The sequence below is a fragment of the Amycolatopsis sp. NBC_00438 genome (assembly GCF_036026695.1).
In the GTDB taxonomy this organism is placed as follows: Bacteria; Actinomycetota; Actinomycetes; order Mycobacteriales; family Pseudonocardiaceae; genus Amycolatopsis.
Map to the genome: position 1 here is coordinate 3347549 of NZ_CP107923.1, position 22214 is coordinate 3369762.

At 73.9% G+C, this 22214-nt stretch carries 16 protein-coding genes; 10 read left to right on the plus strand and 6 right to left on the minus strand.

Annotated features, from left to right (window positions below; all coding sequences use genetic code 11):
* The first annotated feature begins 213 nt into the window (after nucleotides 1-213).
* Genes OG494_RS14715 through OG494_RS14730 form a run of 4 tightly spaced genes read left to right on the plus strand, consistent with a single transcriptional unit; the run spans nucleotide 214 to nucleotide 8282 of the window.
* Complete coding sequence (locus OG494_RS14715) at nucleotides 214-897, plus strand: hypothetical protein (RefSeq protein WP_328455951.1); 684 nt, start codon at nucleotides 214-216, stop codon at nucleotides 895-897.
* 16 nt (nucleotides 898-913) lie between these two features.
* Complete coding sequence (locus OG494_RS14720; RefSeq protein WP_328455952.1) at nucleotides 914-2629, plus strand: fatty acyl-AMP ligase; 1716 nt, start codon at nucleotides 914-916, stop codon at nucleotides 2627-2629.
* Nucleotides 2630-2637: 8 nt separating this feature from the next.
* Complete coding sequence (locus OG494_RS14725; protein ID WP_328455953.1) at nucleotides 2638-6828, plus strand: type I polyketide synthase; 4191 nt, start codon at nucleotides 2638-2640, stop codon at nucleotides 6826-6828.
* The gene (locus tag OG494_RS14730; protein WP_328455955.1) at nucleotides 6825-8282 is read left to right on the plus strand and encodes an MFS transporter; all 1458 of its coding nucleotides are present in this window, start codon (nucleotides 6825-6827) and stop codon (nucleotides 8280-8282) included. The genes OG494_RS14725 and OG494_RS14730 overlap by 4 nt, the downstream gene beginning before the upstream one ends.
* 326 nt (nucleotides 8283-8608) lie before the next feature.
* On the opposite strand, the gene OG494_RS14735 is transcribed toward OG494_RS14730, so the two are convergent.
* Both OG494_RS14735 and OG494_RS14740 read right to left on the minus strand, forming a co-directional pair.
* Nucleotides 8609-9727, minus strand: coding sequence for a DICT sensory domain-containing protein (locus tag OG494_RS14735; RefSeq protein ID WP_328455957.1), 1119 nt, complete (start codon nucleotides 9725-9727; stop codon nucleotides 8609-8611).
* A 96-nt stretch (nucleotides 9728-9823) separates the two neighbouring features.
* Nucleotides 9824-10273: a MarR family winged helix-turn-helix transcriptional regulator gene (locus tag OG494_RS14740; RefSeq protein WP_328455959.1), complete on the minus strand. Its 450-nt coding sequence runs from the start codon at nucleotides 10271-10273 to the stop codon at nucleotides 9824-9826.
* Between the two features lie 77 nt (nucleotides 10274-10350).
* Here OG494_RS14740 and OG494_RS14745 point away from each other — a divergent pair, with 77 nt between their 5' ends.
* From OG494_RS14745 to OG494_RS14755, 3 genes are all read left to right on the plus strand, one after another.
* On the plus strand, nucleotides 10351-10794 hold the full coding sequence (locus tag OG494_RS14745) for a nitroreductase/quinone reductase family protein (protein ID WP_328455961.1): 444 nt from the start codon (nucleotides 10351-10353) through the stop codon (nucleotides 10792-10794).
* Nucleotides 10791-11999: an FAD-dependent oxidoreductase gene (locus OG494_RS14750; RefSeq protein ID WP_328455963.1), complete on the plus strand. Its 1209-nt coding sequence runs from the start codon at nucleotides 10791-10793 to the stop codon at nucleotides 11997-11999. Before OG494_RS14745 ends, OG494_RS14750 begins: the two co-directional genes overlap by 4 nt.
* 73 nt (nucleotides 12000-12072) lie before the next feature.
* On the plus strand, nucleotides 12073-12498 hold the full coding sequence (locus OG494_RS14755; protein ID WP_328455965.1) for a DUF4383 domain-containing protein: 426 nt from the start codon (nucleotides 12073-12075) through the stop codon (nucleotides 12496-12498).
* Here OG494_RS14755 and OG494_RS14760 read toward each other — a convergent pair.
* Nucleotides 12449-13696: a glycosyltransferase 87 family protein gene (locus tag OG494_RS14760; protein WP_328455967.1), complete on the minus strand. Its 1248-nt coding sequence runs from the start codon at nucleotides 13694-13696 to the stop codon at nucleotides 12449-12451. The two genes, OG494_RS14755 and OG494_RS14760, sit on opposite strands and share 50 nt — an antisense overlap.
* A 126-nt stretch (nucleotides 13697-13822) precedes the next feature.
* On the opposite strand from OG494_RS14760, the gene OG494_RS14765 reads away from it, so the two are divergent.
* The 3 genes from OG494_RS14765 (at nucleotide 13823) to OG494_RS14775 (ending at nucleotide 16461) form a co-directional block, all read left to right on the plus strand.
* Nucleotides 13823-14047, plus strand: coding sequence for a hypothetical protein (locus tag OG494_RS14765; RefSeq protein WP_328455969.1), 225 nt, complete (start codon nucleotides 13823-13825; stop codon nucleotides 14045-14047).
* 67 nt (nucleotides 14048-14114) lie between these two features.
* Nucleotides 14115-15236, plus strand: a complete 1122-nt coding sequence (locus OG494_RS14770) for an acyltransferase family protein (RefSeq protein ID WP_328455971.1) — start codon at nucleotides 14115-14117, stop codon at nucleotides 15234-15236.
* 19 nt (nucleotides 15237-15255) lie between these two features.
* Nucleotides 15256-16461 carry a cysteine desulfurase-like protein gene (locus OG494_RS14775; RefSeq protein WP_328455973.1) on the plus strand — a complete coding sequence of 402 codons (1206 nt, stop codon included), beginning with the start codon at nucleotides 15256-15258 and terminating at the stop codon, nucleotides 16459-16461.
* Between the two features lie 65 nt (nucleotides 16462-16526).
* Here the strand turns inward: OG494_RS14775 and fusA are convergent, their stop codons facing one another.
* The 3 genes from fusA to OG494_RS14790 all read right to left on the minus strand — a co-directional run bounded on the left by fusA (nucleotide 16527) and on the right by OG494_RS14790 (nucleotide 22213).
* Nucleotides 16527-18482 (minus strand): elongation factor G, encoded by a 1956-nt coding sequence (gene fusA, locus OG494_RS14780; RefSeq protein WP_328455975.1) that lies wholly within the window; start codon nucleotides 18480-18482, stop codon nucleotides 16527-16529.
* A 314-nt stretch (nucleotides 18483-18796) separates the two neighbouring features.
* Entirely contained in the window at nucleotides 18797-20236 is a 1440-nt protein-coding gene (locus OG494_RS14785) for a M4 family metallopeptidase (protein WP_328455977.1), read from the minus strand.
* 330 nt (nucleotides 20237-20566) lie between these two features.
* Nucleotides 20567-22213 carry a PucR family transcriptional regulator gene (locus OG494_RS14790; RefSeq protein WP_328455979.1) on the minus strand — a complete coding sequence of 549 codons (1647 nt, stop codon included), beginning with the start codon at nucleotides 22211-22213 and terminating at the stop codon, nucleotides 20567-20569.
* Between the last annotated feature and the right edge of the window lies 1 nt (nucleotide 22214).

Below are 22214 nucleotides of genomic sequence, written 5' to 3' on the forward strand. Positions count from 1 at the left end.
ACCCCGCACCTCACCGGCCGAATCTCGGCGATTTAGCAGCTCACGCCCTGTACATGAACGACGTTTACGATTTCTTGAGCCTCTTCCGGTAACCGATTACCTGTCGTAGCCTTCCCCCTGAACCGCCCGGGCCGGCGTCCACCGCACGCCCCGGCGAAGCCGTCCCACCGCGGGGACCGCGCACCTTCGAACCCCACCGGAAAGGGCTTTTCCATGGCTGCCCGAATTCGTCGACCGTCCCGTTTTCCGCCGGTCCGCGCCGCTGCCCTTCTGGTCATCGCCGCGGCGGCCGGCACCATTTCCGGCTCGGCGGGAAAACCGGAAACGACACCTCCGGTTTCCCGCCCGCCCGCCGTTCCCCAGGGAGTCCTGCTGCCGCCCGAGGTGGTTCCGGCGGCCGCGCGCGACACCTTCGACGTCGCCACCGCGCTGTCCACTTCGGACCGGGCAGACGACGGCGGCGGGTGCGCCGACGTGGTCCACGGCCGGCTGTTGCGGCCCGGGGACGCCGTCGGACAGGGTTTCCAGTCGGCCGTGGCCGGCGGGCAGGTCGCCGAACTCGTCGCCCGCACCACCCTCCCCGCCGACCTGGCGACGTGGGCCGGCCAGGCCCGCCGGTGCGCGCGAGTCACCGTCGACGACCCGCAGGGCACCGCCGTCTCGACACTCACCGTGCGCCCCGGACCCGCCGTCCCCGGTGCCGAAACCCTGTCCTACCAGCAGGTCCTGACCTTGCCCGGCCAGCCGGCCGAGCTGCCGGGCCTGCGGCTGCGCACCGTCGCCATCGCCGCCGGCGACGTGCTCGTCCTGCTCCGCGACGCCGGAGCCACCGACCTCGACCTCGACACCCTGGCCGTCACCGCGTGGCAGCACGCGGCGCCGCGGCTGGGCCGATAGACCGGAGGAGCACCCCATGAACCTGGCCCCGGAAAGCCCGGCGAACGACACCTTGACCGCGTGCCTGCGGCACTGGGCGACGGTCAAGCCCGAGGACCCTGCCCTGACCTTCGCCGACTACAGCGTCGATCGCGACGGGCGGCGGCGGACCCTCACCTGGCGGGAGCTGGCCGCGCGCGTCGACGCCGCCGCGAGCGCGCTGCCGGTCCGGCCCGGCGACCGGGTGGCCGTGCTCTGCCCGCAGGGCGTGGACTACGTCGTCGGCTTCCTCGCCGCGCTCACCGCGGGCGCGATCGCCGTGCCGCTGTTCGACCCCGGCCTGCCCGGGCACGCCGGGCGGCTCACGGCGGTGCTCGCCGACTGCGCGCCCACGGCCGTCGTCACGACGTCCGCCGCGCGCCCCGCCGTGGCGGAGTTCCTCGGCGGGAGCGTGGAGATCGTGGTGGTCGACCGTGCCGCCGCCACCCGGACCCGGCCCGCTCCGGAGGCGCAGGCCGGCGACGTCGCGTACCTGCAGTACACGTCGGGCTCGACCCGCTCCCCCGCCGGCGTGGTGCTGACCCACGCGAACGCGCTCGCCAACGTGCGGCAGGCCGTGCGGGGGCTCGGCCTCGACCCGCGCGAGGCCAGCACCGTCTCGTGGCTGCCGCTGTTCCACGACATGGGCCTGATCCTCGGCCTGATCACGCCGCTGGTGCTGGGCCTGCGTTCGGTGCTGATGGACCCGCTGGCCTTCATCGAACGGCCGGTCCGCTGGCTGGAGCTGCTGGGCGACCGGCCCGGCGCGTGGAGCGCCGCGCCGAACTTCGCCTTCCACTACTGCGCGAGCCGCGTGCGCGACGCCGATCGCGCCCGGCTGCGCCTCGGCGGTGTCGCCGCGATCGTCAACGGGGCCGAGCCGATCAATCCGGACGTCCTCGACCGCTTCCACACCGCCTTCGCCGCGGCCGGCTACCGGCCGCGGATGACGCGCCCGTCGTACGGCCTGGCCGAGGCGACCGTCTTCGTGACCACCGCCGCCGACGCCGCCCCGCGCGTCACGACGTTCGACCGCGACGCGCTCGGCGAGGGCACCGCGCGGGAGGCGGGTGCCGGCGTCCGGCTGGTCGCCTGCGGTGCCCCGGCAGGCCAGCACGTGGCGCTCGTCGCCCCGGACACCGCCGTCGCGCTGCCGGACGGGTCGGTCGGCGAAATCTGGGTCCACGGCCCCAACGTCGGCGACGGGTACTGGCAGAACCCCCTCGACAGCACGGAAACCTTCGGCGCCCGGCTCACCGGCGACCACAGCGGACTGCCGGAAGGGCCGTGGCTGCGCACCGGCGACCTCGGCGTCCGGCACGGCGGCGAGCTCTACATCGCCGGCCGGCTCAAGGACCTGCTCATCGTCGACGGCCGCAACCACTACCCGCAGGACGTCGAGGCGACCGTGGCCGCCGCGGACCAGGCGATCCGCCCGGGCAGCGTGGCCGCGTTCGCGATCGAGGGCGCCGACACCGAGGACGCGGTCGTCGTCGCGGAGCACCGCGGGCACGCCGAGCTGACCGAACAGTCCGAACGGGACCTGGCCGCGACGGTCCGGCGGCTCGTGGCCGACGCGCACGGCCTGGCGCTGCGGGACGTCGTCCTCGTGCCGCCGGGCCACGTGCCGCGGACCTCCAGCGGCAAGATCGCCCGGAGCGCCTGTCGCGACCGCTACCTCGCCCACGAGTACGGAAAGGCCTTGGTGCGATGAGAAACCCGATGAGGGACCCGACGCCCGAAACCCTGCGCCGCTGGCTGCTCGACACCGTCGCCGAGCACACCGGCGTCGACGCCGCCCGGCTCGAACCCGACCGCCCGCTCGGCGACTACGGCCTGTCCTCCCGCCAGGCCGTCGGCATCGCCGCGGACCTCGAAGACCTGCTCGGCACCCGGCTGCCGTCGACCCTGCTGTGGGAAAGCCCGACCATCGACCACCTCGCGCGCAGCCTCACCGGCGGCGCGGAACCCGACGTCGCCCCGGCCACCGACCGGCGCCGCACCGACCCGGTCGCCGTCGTCGGCCTGGGCTGCCGCTGGCCCGGCGCCGACGGCCTCGGGGAGTTCTGGGACCTGCTGCGGACCGGGCGGGACGCCGTCCGGACCGCGCCGCCGGGCCGCTGGAGCGCCGACGCCGCGCCGGTCGTCGGCGGCTTCCTCGACGACGTCGCCGGGTTCGACGCCGAGCACTTCGGCATCACGCCCCGCGAAGCCGCGACGATGGACCCGCAGCAGCGGATGCTCCTGGAGGTGACCTGGGCGGCCCTCGAACACGCGGGGATCGCGCCGGCGTCGCTGCGCGGCAGCCGCACCGGCGTGTTCACCGGGATCGCCACCCACGACTACGGGCACCTCACCATGGGCGGTGACGGCGTCGACCTGTGGACGGCCACCGGCGCCGCGGGCAGCATCGCGGCCAACCGGCTGTCCTACGTGTACGACCTGCGCGGGCCGAGCATGGCCGTGGACACCGCCTGCTCGTCGTCGCTGGTCGCGGTGCACCACGCGGTGCGGGCGCTGCGCGACGGCGAGGCGGACCTGGCGCTGGCCGCCGGCGTCAACCTGATGCTGCTGCCCGGGCCGACCGCCGCGTTCGCCGCGGCCGGGCTGCTCGCCGGCGACGGCCGGTGCAAGACGTTCGCGGCCGCCGCCGACGGCATCGCGCGCGCCGAGGGCTGCGGCGTCGTCGTGCTCAAGCGGCTGGCCGACGCCGAGGTCGACGGCGACCGCGTGCTGGCGGTGATCCGCTCCTCGGCGGTGAACTCCGACGGCCGGTCCAACGGCATGGCGGCGCCGAACCCCTTGGCCCAGCAGGCGATGCTGCGGGACGCCTACCGCGCCGCCGGACTCGATCCGTCCACTGTGGACTATGTCGAGGCCCACGGCACGGGCACCCTTCTCGGCGACCCGATCGAGGCCCGCTCGCTCGGCGCGGTGCTGGGTGCGGGCCGGCTTCCCGAGCGGCCGCTGCTGATCGGCTCGGTCAAGACGAACATCGCGCACGCGGAGGCCGCCGCCGGGATCGCCGGGCTGATCAAGGTCGTGCTGGCCATGACCCACGACGTGCTGCCGCCGCAGCTGCACTTCGACGCGCCCAGCCCGCACATCGCGTTCGACGAGTTGCGGCTGCGGGTCGTCACCGACGCGACGCCGTGGCCGCGGCACGCCGGGCGCGCCACCGCCGGGGTGTCGGCCTTCGGGTTCGGCGGGACGAACGCGCACGTGGTGCTGGAAGAGGCCGCGCCGAACCCGGCTTCGCACCGCGCGGGCGTCCGGATCGCGCTCGTGTCGGCCCGGACCCGCGATCGGCTCACCGAGCGGGCCGCGCAGCTCGCGAGCTGGCTGGAGACGTCGTCCGATCCGCTCGCCGACGTCACGCACACGTTGTCCCGGCGGGACAACGGCGCCCGGCACCGGGCCGCGTTCGTCGCCGGCGACACCGCCGAGCTGGCGTCGCTGCTGCGCGCCGTCGAGGCCGACCCGCTGCCCGCCGGTGCGGCGATCGGCACCGCGCGGGACGTCGAGGGCCCGGTGTTCGTCTTCTCCGGCCACGGTTCGCAGTGGCCCGGGATGGGCCGCGGGCTGCTGGACGCCGAACCGGCGTTCACAGCCCAGGTCGACAAGCTCGGCGACCGGTTCACCGAGCACACCGGGCAGTCGCTGCGCGCGCTGCTCACGACGTCCGAGCCGCTGCCGCTACCGCAGACCCAGGCGGCGATCTTCGGGACGCAGATCGCGCTGGCCGCGCGGTGGGAGGCCCTCGGCGTCCGGCCCGCGGCCGTCATCGGGCACTCCCTCGGGTCGGCGGCGGCCGCCGTGGTGAGCGGTGCTCTCGACGTCGACGAAGGCGTCCACCTGGTGGCCACGCGGGCGCGGCTGCTGGGTCGTGTCCCCGCCGGCGGGATGGCCGCGGTCGAGCTGTCGCCGACCGAGCTGGCGGCGTACGCGGGTGTCGAGCTGGCCGTCGACTCCGCGCCGCGGCAGCTGACGGTGGCCGGGTCGGCGGCGGTCCTGGATCGGCTGGTCGCCGAACTGACGGCCGCCGGTCGCACCGCGCGCCGGCTGCCGGTGGAGGTGCCGGGGCATTCGGCGGGCGTCGTCCCGGTGGTGGCCGCGCTGCGAGAGGTCTTGGCCGAGCTGGGCGGTCGCCGGCCGGCGGTGCCCTGGTACGACACGGTGCTGGCCGACCCGCGCGAGCTGCCGGACTTCGACGCCGGGTACTGGGCCGCGCACCTGCGCCGGCCGGTCCGGTTCCGGCAGGCGGTGACGGCGGCCGCCGAAGACGGGCACCGCACGTTCGTCGAGGTGTCGCCGCACCCGATCCTGCGGGGCTCGGTGGCGCGGACACTCGCGGCCGCCGGCGTCGACGACGTCGTGGTCACCGGGACTCTGCGCCGGGGCCAGGACGAGGTGCGCGCGTTCGGGGCGGCGGCCGCGGCCCTGTACTGCGCGGGGGTGCGGGTCACGCCGGCCGATCCGGGCGACGGGGCGCGGCTGGTGGACGTCCCGCCGATGCCGTGGCGCCACGAGCGGCACTGGTTCACCTCGACGGCCGGGGGGCCTGCCGAGCCGGACCGTGTTCCCGCCGCCGTGGCGCCACCCGGTCCCGCACCCCGCGCGGAGACCGATCGGCTCACCGAAATCGTCGCCGCCGTCATGGGGCTGCGGCCGGATCGGCTCGACGCCGACGTGCCGCTCGTCGAACTCGGGCTGGATTCCCTGATGGCGAACCGGATCCGGGAGACCCTCCGGCGCGAGCTCGGTACCGAGCCCGACGCCGCGGCGGTCCTGCGCGGGGCCACCCTCGCCGACCTCAACCGCGATCTCGCGCTCCGGCGAGGCGAGTCCCCGCGGCCGGCACGCGGACGCGCCTGGGACGCCGCCGACCGCCTGGTCCTGCGGCTGTGGACCCGGCACACCGGGGCCGAGCCGAGCGGCACGCACGTCCGGCTGTCCGGCGCGGGCCGGCCGGCGCACCTCGCGCAGCTGCTCGCCGACGGGCTCACGACCGAGCTGGCGACCCCGGTCGACGCCGCCGACCTGCTGCGGCACGACTCCCTGGCCGCCATCGCCGACGTCGCGCGGGCCGTCCTCGACACCCGCGAGGAACGCGGGCCGGTCCACGTCCTCACGGCCGGGGACGCCGGTGTCACACCGCTGCTGTTGTTCCACCCCGGCGGGAGCACCTGCACCGTCTACCGGCCGCTGCTCGACCGGCTGCCCGGCGAACTGCCGTGTGTCGGCTTCGAACGCGTCCCCGGCGGCAATGTCGAGGAGCGTGTCGAGCGGCTGCTGCCGCTGGTGCGCGAGACCCAGCGGACCGGGCCGTACCGGCTGGCCGGCTGGTCGTTCGGCGGGGCGCTGGCTTACGGCGTCGCCGCGAAGCTCGCCGAGGAGGGCGAAGACGTCGAACTCGTGGCGCTCATCGACACGATGCTGCCGCTGCCGGAACCGGAACTCGACCCGCGGGCGTCCTCGGCGCGGCGCTTCCTGCGGTTCACCGGGTACGTCGAAGGCACCTACGGCCGGGCCGTCCGTCTCGGTCACGGTGAGCTGGCGCCGCTGCCCGAAGAGGAGCAGATCGAGCTGACCATGCGGCGGGTCGCCGAGGCCGGCCTGCTCAGCCCCGGTGTGCTGCGGCACCAGCACCAGTCCTTTTTGGACACGCTCGCCGCGGAACGCGCGGTGCCGCCGCCCTACGACGGCCGGGTCGTGCTCTACCGGGCGACCGAACCGTACGCCGCCGGGCTGGCCTTGGAGCCGCGCTACTCCCGCACCGACGCCGCGGCGGGCTGGGCGGACTTGTGCCCGCGGCTGGAGATCGTGCCGGTGGCGGCGCACCACCTGTCGGTCGTCGACCCGCCGCACGTCGACCTCGTCGCGCGGCACCTGACGGGCCTGCTGTGGTCGTGACCCGGGCGCCGGCTCGCGCGTGGCCGTCGCTCGCGGTGCTCGGCGCCGGGCTGTTCCTGGTCGCGGTGGACGCCACCGTGCTGCACGTCGCGCTGCCCGATCTGGTCCGGCAGCTGCGGCCCGGCGCGTCGGCCCAGGTCTGGATCGTGGCGATCTACCCGCTCACCGCGGCGCCGCTGCTGCTGCCGTTCGGCACTCTCGGCGACCGCTACGGCCGGCGCCGGGTGCTCGTGGCCGGGTACGCGGTGTTCGGCGTCGCGTCGCTGGCCTGCGCGTTCGCTCCCGGCGTCCCGGCGCTGCTCGCGGCCCGCGCGGTGCTCGGCTGCGGCGGCGCGATGATCATGCCGACGACGATGTCGCTGCTGCGGGAGCTGTTCCCGGAGCAGCGGCGAAGGCGGACGGCCATCGCGGTGTGCAGCGGCATCGCCGGCACGGGTTCGGTGTTCGGGCCGGTGCTGGGCGCGGTGCTCGTCGAGACGTGGGGCTGGCGCGCGACGTTCCTGGTCAACCCGCCGGTGATCCTGGCCGCGATCGTCCTCGCGCTGCGGTGGCTGCCGCGGACCCCGCCCGCGCGGCGGCACTGGGACGGCGTCAGCGCGCTGTTCGCGGCCGGCGGCGTGCTCGGGATCGCCTACGGCGGCCTGCTGCCGTCGCTGGCCGGGTGTGTCCTCGTCGGGCTGTTCGTGCGGCGCCAGCGCCGGGCGGACGCGCCGTTGCTGGACCTGAAGCTGTTCCGGCAACCGGGTGTGCCGGGCGCGGTCGGCGGGGTGCTGCTGGTGATGAGCACGCTCGTCGGGCTCGGCTTGCTGTTCGCGCAGTACCTGCAGCTGGTGCTGGGCCTGTCCCCCATGGCCGCGGCGACCCGCCTGCTGCTGGTGCTCGGCGCGTCGGCCGCGGGCAGCGTGGTGGCGCCGGCGTTGCTGCAGCGGTTCGGCAACGCCCGGGTGCGGACGGCCGGCTTCGCGGTGACGGCGGTGTCGCTGCTGGTGCCCGCTCTCGACGTGGTCGCCTTACTGGGTTTCGCGTTGGCGGGCTTGGGTTTCGGGATGGCGCTGGCGTTGACGTCGAGCACGGACACGCTGCTGTCGGCCACCCCCGCCGCCTCGGCCGGCGGGGCGGCGGCGGTGGAGAAGACGGGCTATGAGCTGGGCGCGGGCTTCGGCACAACGCTGTTCGGCTCCCTGGCCGCGGCGGTATACGCGGCGCACCTGTCCGTGCCCCCCGGTCTCCCGCCGGCGGCGCGGCACTTGGCCGCGGCGGGCCCGGCCCAGGCGGAAGTCGCGGCGGCGGCCTTACCGGGGCCGATGGCTTCGGACCTGCTCACGGCGGCCCGCGCGGCTTGCGCGGCGGGGTTGCAGGTGTCGGCGGGTATCGCGTGCGGCGTGTTCACGCTGGCCGCTTTGGCGGCCGCGTTCCGCCGGTACCGCAGTCGCGAGGCCGAAGCCCCGCCGTGAGCGCGAGGCGGCCGGCCCGGCGCCAGGTCCGTGAATGGCACATCGAGGGACGCCGACCCGGACTCACCGGTCGTGGCTCGCGTAGGCAGGTGATCGGCGTGACGGCAGGGGGTTCTTGAGGTTGCCGGGCCGAGAGTTCGGCGGCGCACGGGCTCCGGCGCGCGATCGAGATCATCGGTGGAACCAGGTCCGAGTCCTCGATGTGCCATTCACGGACGTGGGAGCTGCGGGAGGCGGGGTTGCCGTGCCGGAGCGGTCGTGAGCGGGAAACCGGCTCAGACCCGGTTTCCCGCTCACGACCCCGCGCCGCCGGTCGGTTGTGGGGCTCAGCGGAACCAGCCGCCGCCGCGCAGGGCCGGGCCGCGGGGCTCTATCGGCAACGAGCCCTGGCTCGGGGGCCACAGCGTCGTCGCCGGGACGTGGCGTAGCCGCCTTCGCAGGGTGTTCAGGGGGAGCGGACGGCGGCGGGTCAGCATCGTCGTCGTGCGGGGGTGGAGGTCGACGAACGGGTACGTCGCGTGCAGCGCCGCCAGGCGGCGTTCCAGGCGGAGGCTGCGGTCGGTCAGCTCGTCCGGGCCCACCACCGGCTGCACCACCAGGAACTCGCCCGGGCCGAGGCGCACCGCGCGGTCCAGCGGACGCAGGCCGTCGCGCAGGAGGTCCGCGATGTTCTGCTCGGTGTGCATCCGGATCCGGTTGCCGTGGCGGCGTTCGACCGCGGTGAGGTCGTCGACCGTCACCAGGACCAGCCCGAGCGGCACCGTGTCCGTCGCGTCGCCGAGCCACGGCGTGATGCCCGCCAGCGTCGCCAGCCCCGTCTCCGCGTCGACCGGTCCGGCGGCCGGCGGCGAAAGCGCCTCCAGCCGCGCCGCCACGTGCCGCAACGCGGCCTCCGCCCGGCTTTCGACGTCGACTGCCGCCGGCGCGTCCACCGAGGCGAGGATCTCGCTCACCTTGTGCCGCACCGCGGGCGGCAGGCGGTCGCCCAGCGCGTCGCGCAGCCGGACGACCTCGGCGTACGCCTCGTCGCGCCGCAGGCCCCAGCGGCCGCGGAACAGCCGCGCCGACTCGATCGACATCGCCTGCGGGTCGACGTCGTCGAGGTCCTGGGCCACCACGGACGCGCCGAACGTCGGCGACAGGACCGCGACCGACCACTCGCGCGCCATGCTCTCGTCCGGGCGCAGCAGCACCGGGGTGACGCCGTGCGGCAGGTCCGGGCGGCCCGAGTCGACCATGCCGACCACCGTGACCGCGGCCGTCCGCGCGATCCGCGCGTACACCTCGCGCTCCCGTTCGAAGTACGGCAGCCGCTGGAAGAGCGCGAACACCACGGTGTCCGCGCCGGTGCCTTCGGCCAGCGCCGCCCGCTCCACCGCGTGGGACGCCGTCACCAGCGCACGTTTGGACAGCACGCCGGCGCGGGCCGAGGACACGTCGGGCATCGGAGATCGCTCTCGCCGGGGGAAGGGAGACAACCACCGTAGAAGAACCCGCCGTGAGCGGCTAGCTACACAATGGAGTGAACGTCGGCGTGCACATCAGCCGGCCTCGGCAGCGTACGAACGCAGGATCTCCGTGGTCGCGCCGAGAAAACCCGCGACGCTTTCGGCGTGGTCCGGCTCGAGGCCGTCGGTCAGCGCGGTGATCGCGTCGACGAGCGGCGCCAGCGCGGCCCGGACCTCGGCGCGGGCCGGGTCGGTGACGGTGAGCGTGATCCGGCGCCGGTCGCTCGGGTGCGGGCCGCGGCGGACGTGCCCGGCGGCTTCGAGACGGTCGACGAGCACGGTGGCCGACGCCGAGCGGATGTTGAGCGCGTGCGCGAGGTCGACGGTGCCCATCGGCCCGCCGCCGGCCAGGTGCTGCAGGGCCTGCACGTCGGTCGGGCCGAGCGCGAGCCGCCGGGCTAGGGCCTGCTGCACGTCGTGCGCGAGCGCCAGGAGTTCGCGCAGGGCCAGGTTCACCCGCAGCGCGACGGAACTGTCTTCCACCGGGCCATCCTAGGGGTCGCTAGACAAACTAGCGAATGTTGCTAGATTGTCTAGCGACCCCGAAGAAAGGCACGACCGTGGACATCCGTGCGATGAACGCCGAAATGGCGGCGAAGCTGGTCGACGCTCCCGCCGAGACGCCGCCCGAAGGCGGCTACGCGCTGCGTGTGGTCGAGACGCGCGGCCGCAGCACCGGCACACCGCGGCAGACTCCCCTGGCCGTGGTCGCCCGCTCGGACCGCCACTACCTCGTCTCCCCCGTCCGCGACCGCGACTGGGTCGCCAACCTCGTCGCCACGCCGGACTGCGCGCTGCTCTCGGCGGCCGGACGCCAGGAGTGCCGGGCCGACGAGATCGGCGGCGCGGAGGCGGCCGAGGTCGTCGCGACGTACCTGGCGGCGATGGCGGTGCCGTGGGCGATCAAGGCCTTCCCCGTCCCGCAGGACGCGAGCCCCGCCCAGATCCGCGAGCACCTGCCGGACATGGCGGTCTTCCGCTTGTCGGACAAGGACGAGCGATGAGTGTGGCCGTCGCCGGCGGCGGTCCCGGCGGGCTGGTGCTCGGCTACCTGCTCGCCCGGGCCGGTGTCGAAGTCACCGTCCTCGAGTCCCACGGCGACTTCGACCGCGACTTCCGCGGCGACTCGCTGCACCCGTACACCCTCGAGCTGCTCGACCGCCTGGGCCTGGCCGACGACCTCCTCGAACTCGACCACTTCAAGGCGCGCTCGTTCCGGTTCCACACCCCGGCCGGGACGTACAGCTGCGCCGACTACGACCGCCTCCCGACGCCGTTCGGCTACGTCGCGCTGATGCCTCAGGTGCGGTTCCTCGACTTCCTCGCCGAACGCGCGAGCGCGCTGCCGGCGTTCACCCTGCGGACGAGCGCCAAGGTCACCGGCCTCCTCGAAGACGCCGAGGGGACCGTCACCGGCGTCCGGTACCGGGGCGGCGAGCTGACGGCGTCCCTCGTCGTCGGCGCCGACGGCCGGTTCTCGACGATGCGCCGGCTGGCCGGGCTGCCGGCGAAGTCCCTGGGCGCCACCACCGACCTGCTCTGGTTCCGGCTGCCGCGCTCGCCCGCCGACCCGGGCGACGCCGACCTCGACCTGTACTTCGGGCGTGACGCCTACGTCGGCGTCCTCGGCGGCGTCCACGACTGGCAGGTCGGCTACAGCATCGAGAAGGGCTCCTACCCCGCGCTGCGCGACGGCGGCGTCGAACCGATCCGCGCGTTCCTGCGCGAGCGCGTGCCGTGGCTCGCCGACCGCGCGCACCTGCTCACCGACTTCAGTCAGACGACGCTGCTGTCGGTGGACATCTCCCGCGTCGAACGCTGGCACCGGCCGGGCCTGCTGCTGCTCGGCGACGCCGCGCACGTCATCTCCCCGGTCGGCGGCAACGGGATCCTGATGGCGATCCAGGACGCCGTCGCCGCGGCGAACCGGCTGGCCCCGGCGCTGCGCCGCGGCGAAACACCGGATCTCGCCGCCGTCCAGGCCGACCGGATCCGGGCGATCGAACACGTCCAGGCCGACCAGGTCCGCGTCGAACGCCGGTCCGCCGCGGCCCGGGCCCGCGGCCGGAGCGCGGCACCGCCGGGGTTCCTGCGGGCCCTGTTCGCGATCCCGGCCCTGCGGACCCGCGGCGCGCGGAACAACGCCTACGGCCCGTTCCCGCCGGAACTCGACGAGGCCGCGGTGCTCGGTCAGCGGCTCCCGTCGTAGGACGCCGGGCCGACCCGGTCACCCGCACCCGCCGGCGCGATTGACCGGGGCACCGGCGGGGAACCCGGGGCATATGACGCCCATCGAACCCGCGGCCCCGGTGCCGAAACCCGGACCGGCCCCCGTGCAGGGCATCGGCATGCTGATCGGCCTGCTGTTCCTCGTGCTCGGCGCGTGCGAGCTGATCCCGGGGGTCACCGCCGACAACCAGCTGTTCGGCGTGTTCGCCGTGTCCGGCGTGTGGACGCTCGTCCACCTGCTCACCGGCGCCGCCGCCGTGTTCTGCACCCGCTCCCCCGCCTTCGCGAGCCGGTTCCTGCTCGCCGGCGGGATCTGTTACGTCGTCCTGGGGATCGCCGGTCTGCTCCCGCTGCCCGACGCCGTCACCGACGTCCTGCCGATGAACGGCGCCGGCGTCTGCCTCGCGCTGGGGCTCGGCACGGCTATGGTCATCCTCGGAGCGGGCTGGCTCCGGAACGCACCGCCGCGCGAGCGGTGAGGAACTCCGGGGCCGGGAAGCGCACCAGCACCGCGGCGAGCAGCAGCGCGAGTCCGAAAAGGACGTAGCCGTTCCCGGTCAGCTGCTGGAAGATCGTCCAGTGGCGCTCGACCTGCTCCCCGCGGGGCCACCACCACTGCGGGCCCGCGACGAACAGGACCGCGCCCGCCCCGGCGAACACCGCGAGGCCGCGACGCCGGGTGCGGCGCGCCAGCTCCGCCCAGCCGAGCAGCACGACCACGGCCCACACCCAGTGGTGCGTCCACGAGATCGGCGAGACGAGCAGGCCGCCGACGGCGTTGACGCCGAGCGCGATCGTGCGCTCTCCCGCGGCCAGCGCGCGTCGCACTCCCAGCGCCGTCAGCACGAGCACGACCACCACCAGTGCCGGCCACCACGCCGCCCGCGCGTCGGCGGGCGCGCCGAGCCGGGCCAGCAGGCCCAGCAGCGACTGGTTGCCGGCGTAGGTCGGCTCGCCGACGCGGCCGGTGTCCCAGAGCGCGCCCGTCCAGTACCGGACCGAGTCCGCCCCGGCGAGCAGGAACCCGAGCGCCGTCGCCGCCAGGAAGGTCAGGACGCCGACCACGGCGGCGCGGCGGTCGCGGCGCAGCAGGAAGTACAGCAGGAACACCGCCGGGGTCAGCTTCACCGCGGCGGCGATGCCGATCAGCAGGCCACGCGGCCACTTCGGGGTGTCCACGAGGACGTCCAGCACGACGAGCGCGAGCAGCAGCAGGTCGATCTGGCCCGCGTACACCGTGCGCAGAACCGGTTCGAGCACCTCGGCGAGCAGCAGCACGGCGGTGATCCGGCGCCAGCCGCGCAGGCCCGGCGGCAGCACGCCGAGCGCGCCCAGCACAGTCGAGAGGACCACGGCCAGCAGGCCGAGGGTGAGCAGCGTCAGCAGGAGGCAGGCCAGCCAGTACGGCAGGAGCGTGAGCGGCGTCAGCACGATCGCCGCGAACGGCGGGTAGGTGAAGAGCAGGAACTGGCCGTCCTGGGTCCGGGGCAGCGTGCCGTAGAGCGCGTCCCCGTGCAGCAGCGCCGCCGAGCCCAGCCGGTAGACGTCCAGGTCGACGCGGTACGCGGGGAACCGCAGCCGGCCGCCGGTGACCGAGACGAGCAGCGGCACCAGCAGGAGCAGCTGCGCCCCCAGCAGCACGTACTTGTTGCCCAGCCTGCGCCGTAAGCCCCGCACCCGCTCCCCCTCCGGTGTCTCCCCGCATTCTGTCGGTTCCCCGCGGCTGCGCCATCCGGGTATCCCCCGGATGCACCCCGGGGAAAACCGGTTGCCGGGAGTGAGCGGACCGGCGAACCTGGTCCGATGGGGACACCGGGCGGCTTCGCCTACCAGGCCGACGAACGCGGCACCGTGACGATCACCCACCACGGCCGTCCCGCCGGGACGCTGCGAGGGGGTGCCGCCGCGCGCTTCCTCGCGGCCGTCGAGAAGGACGACCCGCAGCTGGTGATGGCGAAAGCGACGGGCAACTACAAACACGGCAACGAGCGCCAGGCCCGCGACCACGCGCGCAACCGGGGTCGTTGAGGGCTCACGAGGAGTTCCGCCCCGTTCGGCGTAACCCCACCGGACGGATGGGCTAACATCGGCCACCGTGCCGAAGACCTCGCCAAAGATTCACGCCGACCCGAACGTCGGCTTCGCGTGGCTGAGGATGATCGGCGCGATCACCGTGATCGTCGATCACAGCATGCCGCTGCTGCACCCGGACCGGCTGACGATCTTCCCCGCGTCCTGGCACATGTCGCCGGGCTACATCGCGCTGATGGGGTTCTTCGCGATGAGCGGCTACCAGATCCAGGACAGCTGGGCGCGCGACCCGTCGTGGTGGCGCTTCTCCGCGCGGCGGCTGCTGCGGATCATGCCGCCGCTGGTCGTGGTGCTGCTGGTGACCGTGTTCGTCATCGGCCCGCTGGTGACGACCTGGCCGGCGCACGACTACTGGACGCACATCCAGACCTGGCGCTACCTGGTCGGCACGACCGTGCTGTTCTACATGCAGCACGAACTGCCCGGGGTGTTCAGCGGCAACCCGTACCCGTTCTCCGTGAACGGCGCGCTCTGGACGCTGCCGATGGAACTGCTCGGGTACGCGCTGGTCCTCGTCGTGGGCATCATCATCCTGATCGGGATGCCGCGCTGGTTCCTGTTCCTCGTCCTCGGCGGCATGGTCTACACGGACACGGTGCTGCACGCGACGTTCGAGCAGCACGGCCTGGGCGGCTCGCTGCTGGTCGTGCCGATCGGGTCGACGGTGTCGTTCCTGGTCCCGTTCGTGATCGGCGTGATCCTGCACAGCTACCGGGAGAAGATCCCGTTCCGGCCGTTGTACGCGTGGATCCTGTTCGCCGCCTACCTGGGCCTGAGCCAGACGCCGGCGAGCCGGTACGCGCTCGCGCTCAGCGCCGCCTACGGCGCGATCACCCTGGCGAAGCACTGGCCGAAGCGCCTCGAAGCGGCCGGGCCGTGGGTCTACGGCAGCTACGGCACCTACATCTGGGGCTTCCCGATCCAGCAGCTGTTCATCCTCGCCGGGGTGCGTCAGGTGTGGCTGCTGATCCTTTTGGCCGTGCCCAGCGCCTACGTCGTCGGGCAGCTGTCCTGGAGCTACATCGAAAAACCGACGCAGCGGCTGCGGCGGCACCTGCGCGCGCCCGCGCCCAAGCGGCCCGCGGTCGCGCCCCCGGTACCCGCGCGGGCTCGCCAGCTCCATTGATACCCGGCATGCTGGCGATGTGGCCTACGACGTGCAGAAGATCCGCGAGCACTTCCCCGCGCTGACCGAAGGCGCCGCCCACTTCGACGGACCGGGCGGCTCCCAGACCCCCGACGTCGTCGGCGAGGCGGTGGCCGGGACGCTGTGTTCCGCGATCGCCAACCGCGGTTTTGTCACCCCCGCCGAACGACGCGCTTCCGAAGTCGTCGCCCAGGCCCGCCAGGCCGTGGCCGATCTGCTCGCCGCGTCCCCGGACGGCGTCGTCTTCGGCCGGAGCATGACGCAGCTGACCTACGACTTCGCCCGCACCCTGGCCAAGGACTGGGGCCCCGGCGACGAAGTCGTCGTCACCCGGCTCGACCACGACGCGAACATCCGCCCCTGGGTGCAGGCCGCCGAAGCGGTCGGCGCGACCGTGCGCTGGGCGGACTTCGACCCCGCGACCGGGGTACTCGCGACGGACGCCGTCGCCGGGCTGCTGTCGGAGCGGACCCGGCTCGTCGCCGTCACCGCCGCGTCCAACCTGCTCGGCACCCGGCCGGACGTGCCCGCGATCGCCGCGGCCGTGCACGACGCCGGCGCGCTGCTCTACCTCGACGGCGTCCACCTGACCCCGCACGCGGTCGTCGACGTCGCCGCCCTCGGCGCGGACTTCTACGCCTGCTCGCCGTACAAGTTCCTCGGCCCGCACCTGGGCGTGGTCGCCGCCGCGCCGGCGTTGCTGGAGACACTGCACCCGGACAAGCTGCTGCCCTCGAGCGACGCCGTGCCGGAGCGCTTCGAGCTGGGCACCCTGCCGTACGAGCTGCTGGCCGGGACGACGGCGGCCATCGACTTCCTCTCGAACCTCGTCGAGGGCCCCGGCCTCCGCCCCGAACGGCTCGCCCGGTCACTGAAGGCGTTGGAGGAGCACGAAAACGCGCTGCTCACGCGGCTCGAAACGGGACTGGCCGCACTCCCCGGCGTCACCCGGTACGGCGCACCGGACCGGCAGCGCACGCCGACAGTGCTGTTCACCGTCGACGGCGTGGCACCGGCGGAGGTCTACAGCTTCCTGGCCACCCAGGGGGTCAACGCGCCCGCCGGCACCTTCTACGCCATCGAGACCGCCCGCCACCTCGGGATCGCTGACGCCGGGGCGGTGCGGGCCGGGATCGCGCCGTATACCAGCGAAACCGACGTCGACCGCCTCGTGGCAGGAGTAGCCGCGGTCGCCGTCGGCTGAGTAGTCTGCCGCGGCTTGTCGTGAGTGTTCAGGGCGGTTAGAACCGCCCTGAACACTCACGACCGTTACGGCGCCGGGGCGTAACCACACGGCCGGGCCGTGAAGGTGCCGCGGCCCTGCGTCCGGCTGCGCAGCCGGTTCGCGTAGCCGAACAGCTCCGCGAGCGGCACAGTGGCCGTGACCACCGCGGTGCCGGACCGCACGGCCGACCCGGCCACCCGGCCCCGGCGCGCGGCGAGGTCGCCGAGCACCCCGCCGACGACGTCGTCCGGCACCGTCACGACAACTTCGGCGACCGGCTCCAGCAGCCGCATTGCGCTGGCGCGCAACGCTTCCCGCAGCCCGAACCGGCCCGCCGCGCGGAACGCCATCTCCGACGAGTCCTTCACGTGCGTGGCGCCGTCGACCAGCGTGACACGCACACCCGTCACCGGGTGCCCGCCCAGCGGGCCCTCGGCCAGGGCGTCACGGCAGCCGGCTTCGACCGCGCGGACGTACTCGCGCGGCACCCGCCCGCCGATGATCGCCGACGCGAACTCGAACCCCTCGTCAAGGGGCTCGACGTCCAGCACGACGTGGGCGAACTGCCCGGCACCGCCGTCCTGCTTGACGTGCCGGTAGACCAGCCCCGACACACCGCGCACGACGGTCTCGCGGTAGGCGACCTCCGGCCGCCCGACCACGACTTCGAGGCGGCGCGTCAGCCGCAGCTTCTCCACCGCGACCTCCAGGTGCAGCTCGCCCAGCCCGGACAGCAGCGTCTGCCCGGTCTCCGGGTCGGTCCGCACGACCAGCGACGGGTCCTCCTCGGCCAGCCGCGCCAACGCCGAGGCCAGCCGCTCGCCGTCGGCCGACCGGCGCGGCTCGACGGCCACCGAGACCACCGGGTCCGCCGTCACCGGCGGTTCCAGCAGCACCGGGTCGCCGGGCACGCACAGTGTGGCACCGACGCGGGCCGCCTTCGGCCCGGCCAGCGCGACGATGTCGCCGGCCACTGCCGTGTCCACTTCGGAAAACCGGTCGGCCTGGACGCGCAGGATGCGCGCGATGCGTTCCGTACGCCCGGTTCCGGCGTCCAGCACCTGGTCCCCCTTCCGCAGCGTTCCCGAGTACACCCGCGCCGACGTCAGCCGGCCGGTGGTCGTCGCGACGACCTTGAACACCAGCGCGGCCAGCGGCGCCGCCGGGTCGGCGGGCCGGTCTTCGCGCACCGGCGTGACGTCCGCCGGCGACGGCAGGTAGGCCACGACGGCGTCGAGCAGCGGCTCGATCCCGCGGTCGCGGTAGGCCGAGCCGCACAGCACCACGAGACCGTCGCCGGTGCGGGTCAGGTCGCGCAGGGCCTTCTCGAGGGTCGCCGCCGAGACGGTCCCGGCGGCGCAGAACTCGTCCAGTGCCAACGGGTGCAGCTCGGCGACGGCCTCCTCCAGCCGGCGACGTCGTCGTTGAACCTCCTCTCTCAGTGCGTCGGGTACCGAGTGCGGGCGCAGCAGATCGACGACGCCGGTGAAGCCGTCCTCCCGTCCGATCGGCAGCTGTACGACCAGCGGCGCCGGGTGCAGGCGACGCCGGATCGACTCGACGGCCGCGTCGAGGTCGGCGCCCGCGCGGTCGAGCTTGTTGACGAACGCGATGCGCGGCACGCCGTGCCGATCCGCTTGGCGCCACACGGTTTCGCTCTGCGGTTCGACGCCTGCGACGGCGTCGAACACGGCGACGGCGCCGTCGAGCACCCGCAGCGAGCGCTCGACCTCGTCGGTGAAGTCGACGTGGCCGGGCGTGTCGATGAGGGTGAGGCGGTGGCCGGCCCACTCGCAGCTCACGGCCGCGGCGAAGATGGTGATGCCGCGGTCGCGTTCCTGCGGGTCGAAGTCGGTGACGGTGGTGCCGTCGTGGACCTCGCCCGTCCGGTGGATGACACCGGTGCGGTGCAGGATCCGTTCGGTGACGGTGGTCTTGCCGGCGTCGACGTGGGCGAGGATGCCGAGGTTGCGGACGTTGTCGAGGTTCGAGGTGCGCACGGTGCGGTCCTAAGCGGTGTGATCCGGTTCAGGGCAGCGCGATTCCGCGTGACTGTCCACAAAGGTGTGTCACGGGTCCGGTGTCAGCCGCGCGGCCGACACCGCGGGCCCGAAGACACCAGGATCACCTCGAAGCGCGAACGGGAGACGGCGATGCGCGGACGCATGGCGGGCTCCTCTCGTTCGGCGCGGTGTGCGGTTCCGGGGGAGCGTAGCGACGACTCCGCCGGGCACCAACCGGTTTTCCGGCCGGGAACGCCGAACGGCCACCCCGGACGGTTGCCGGGGTGGCCTTTCGGAGGGTCAGCTCGGGATCAGCTGGGGTCCTGGTCGAGCTGCGTCGCCTTCACCGCGTTGGCGACCTGGGTGCAGTCGTCGTCGGTGATGCCCGCGGTGCCCGCCTTGGCCAGCGCGGCGCAGGAGGAGTTGAGGGCTTCGCCGACGTCCTTGAAGGTCGCGCTCGGGGTCAGCGTGTTCTCGACGCCCCACCAGACCTGGACCGACTTGTCGAGGCCGAGGCCGCGCACGGTCTGGTTGTTGAACGTGTCGCCGTCGGTGATCAGGTAGTCGGCCTTGTTGACGACGCCGTCGTTGATGTGCTCGTCCGGGTTGTTCGTCTCCCAGCCGGGGCCGTTGACCATGTCGGGCTGCGGGGACAGCGACGAGCGCGGGTCCTTCATGTTCCGGATCGCGCCGAGCGACGAGCCCGCGCCGAGCAGCCAGCGGTTGCCGCCGGTGTCGTTGGGGTCGTTCGAGGTGATGCCGATGAACTTCCCGAAGACGTCCGAGAGGCCTTCGTTGATCGAGTCGGCCTGGCCGCCGCTCAGCCCGGAGGTGTGCTGGGTGACGCCGTGGGTCAGTTCGTGGCCGGTGATGTCGTCGGTGGTGACGCCCTCGCCGAAGGCCATCTGCTCGCCGTCCCAGAAGGCGTTGGCGAACGGGCATTCGCCGTCGACGCAGATCCGGACGGTGCCGCGCAACGCGGTCCCGGTGCCGTCGCCGTAGTCGGCGCCGATCAGCTTCGTCAGGTCGACGTTGATGTACTTCGAGTAGAAGTCCGAGGCCTGGCCGAAGAAGTCGTAGACGTGGTTGACGTCCTCGACGCTCGACTCCGCGGCGCCTTCCTTGCGGGCGACGTCGAACGCGGTGCCGCAGCGGACCGAGTCGGTGGTGCCGCTGACGACCTTGCGGTCGGCGTCGCAGACGTCGCGGTTCGCCTCGCGGACCTCGGACCACGAGGTCAGGACCTGCGGTGTGCCGGCCTTGACGACCTCGGTCCACTTGTCCTGGAACTTCTGGCCGTGCACGGTGACCTGGTAGGTCGGCACGGCGACGCTGTCGCCCTTCGCCCCGCCGAGCGTGGGGTCGAACCAGTAGGCGCGCGGCGCGTCGGCCTTCAGCGCGGTCTTGGCGAGCCCGGTGCGCTTCGCGACGTCGGTGATGGCCGCGTCGGCGGCACCCGCGTCGCTCGCCGAGAACGCGCCCGACGTCTTCTTCGTGGTCCGGCCGTGCGTGGCGAGCACCGCGCCCGCCTTGTCGCGGATCTGGACGGTCTGCCCGCCGAAGACCGGCACGCCGCCGATCTCCTGCTGCGACCGCAGCACGCTGCCGAACGGCATCGCCTGGGCGTTCATCGCGCGCATCGACGGCTGCGCGATGGTCGCGGACGCCGGCGAGCCGGTCACGACCAGCGATACCGCGACGAGGGCAGCGCTCGCTGTCGCTGTCCCAACGATGACCCGTTTGCGTGACACCCGGTACACCTCCGTGGAAGGTCTTGATCACCTGACGTGAAGTCCGTGCAGGTTCACATGCCCCGAAGGGTGAGCACACCGGCTGAAAGTAGGTAACTGACCATCTTCAGACGGGTAACGGTTGCTAAATCACCGACATTTCGGACGACCCCGGCAGGCACCACGTGTGACTGGAGCGGCAACTCGCGTGATCAGGAGGTCGGCACGCGTGATTGAGGGGTCGACACGACGAAGCCCGGGCAGACGCGCCGTGTCGACTCCCCAATCACGCGAGTTGACCCCTCAATCACGTGAGTTGGCCTCTGGATCACGCGGGTCGGCCGGCGGGGCTCAGGAAGTCGGCGGCGGGGCGACCACTCGGAGCTGGAGCATCGCCGCGAAGCGGGCCTCCGGGTCCGTCATGTCGAAGCCGCCGACCTCGGCCAGCCGGCGGAGGCGGTACCGGAACGTGTTGGGGTGGACGTGGACCGCAGCCGACGCGGCGATGACGTCGCCGAAGGCGTCGAGCCAGGCCCGGAGCGTCTCGACGAGGTGGGCGTGGTGCTGCTCGTCGTAGTCGAGGAGGCGGGCGACCGGGCCGGTCGGGCGATCGCCGCGGGCGGCGACCAGGTCCTGCAGCTCCAGCAGCAACGCCTCGACGTGCACGTCCGCCAGCAGCGCGGCCCGGCGGCCCGCACCACTGCCCGTGCGCAGCACCCGCAACGCGCGGTCGGCGCTGTCACGAGCCTCCGGTAGCTCGGCCGCGCTGCGGGCCACCGGGCCGATGCCGACGACCGCGCGGACGCGGTCGCCCACCCGGTCCAGGAAGTCCCGCGCGATCCGCATCGCGCGCTGTTCGCCGTCGGCGTCGCGGCTCACCGGGACCAGGCCGTAGGCCGTGTCGCCGACGAGGGCGGCCGCGCAGCGCGGGTGGACGGCGCTCAGGTGCATGGCCAGGCCGTCGCTGAGACGTTGCCGTTCGGTGGCGAGGCCGGCGTCGGCGGCCTCGCCGCTGTCGAGCACGGCCAGGGCGAGCACGACGACCGGCTGGTCGGCCAGGCCGAGCCGGCTCAGCGCCTCGCGGGCGGCGGCCCCGCCTTCCAACGCCGTGCTGAGCAGGTCCGCGCGGAGCCGTCGTTCGACGTCGGCGCCCGCCCGGACGCGCAGCATGTGCAGCGCCACCAGGCGGGCGGCGTCGCAGAGGGCCTGGGTGCGGTCGGCCGTCAGCGGCTCGGACACCGCGGCCCAGATCGAGCCGAGGATCTCGTCGCCCGCGCGGACCGCGACGGCCACACGCGGCATCGTCAGCCCGTCGAGGCGTTCGACGGGCAGGTCGACGTACACCGGTTTGTCGGTGCGGTAGAGCTCGCGGAACACGCCGCGGTCGGCCAGCATGCGCGCGAACCGTTCGGGGACCTGACGGCCGAGGATCGTCTCGACGCGCGACGGGTCGGCTTCGTCCTGACGCCCGGAGAAGGCCAGCACGCGGGAGCGGCGGTCCTCGATGGTGACGGGCGCGTCGATGAGCGCCCCGATCGCGTTGGCCACGGCGAACAGGTCCCCCGACGGCAGCCCCGCGAGGGTCTCGGGTTCGGCGTCGCCGACGTCGCCCTCGGCCAGCAGCGACCGCAGCATCGCCGCGAGCTGGGTCCAGGACGCGCCGCGCGTCAGGGACAGCAGCGCGACGCCGGTCTCCTCGACGGCGACCCGGACCGCGTCAGTCACCGTGACCGGCGCGCGCAGGACGAGCCCCGCGGCGTCGTGGCGGGCCAGGATCCGCAGCTGCCGGACGACCTCGTCCGGGTCGCCGAGGCCGACGCCCAGTACGAGGGCGTGCTGCGGAAGCGCCGGCTCGTCGAGGGGGTCGTGGATGGCGACGCCGCCGATGCCGCCGGCCCGGTCGCCGTCCCCGAGCACCAGGTCCAGGAGGGTGCCGCCCAGGTCGTCGAGGACGCGGCCGAGGCTGGCGTGCGGGCGCAGGTTCACGGAAACGAGCACC

What these genes read in the sequence shown, in the direction of transcription:
- OG494_RS14715 (WP_328455951.1), top strand. Translation starts at nt 214, where the DNA reads ATGGCTGCCCGAATTCGTCGACCGTCCCGTTTTCCGCCGGTCCGCGCC.
- OG494_RS14720 (WP_328455952.1), top strand. Translation starts at nt 914, where the DNA reads ATGAACCTGGCCCCGGAAAGCCCGGCGAACGACACCTTGACCGCGTGC.
- OG494_RS14725 (WP_328455953.1), top strand. Translation starts at nt 2,638, where the DNA reads ATGAGGGACCCGACGCCCGAAACCCTGCGCCGCTGGCTGCTCGACACC.
- OG494_RS14735 (WP_328455957.1), bottom strand. Translation starts at nt 9,727, where the DNA reads ATGCCCGACGTGTCCTCGGCCCGCGCCGGCGTGCTGTCCAAACGTGCG.
- OG494_RS14750 (WP_328455963.1), top strand. Translation starts at nt 10,791, where the DNA reads ATGAGTGTGGCCGTCGCCGGCGGCGGTCCCGGCGGGCTGGTGCTCGGC.
- OG494_RS14755 (WP_328455965.1), top strand. Translation starts at nt 12,073, where the DNA reads ATGACGCCCATCGAACCCGCGGCCCCGGTGCCGAAACCCGGACCGGCC.
- OG494_RS14765 (WP_328455969.1), top strand. Translation starts at nt 13,823, where the DNA reads ATGGGGACACCGGGCGGCTTCGCCTACCAGGCCGACGAACGCGGCACC.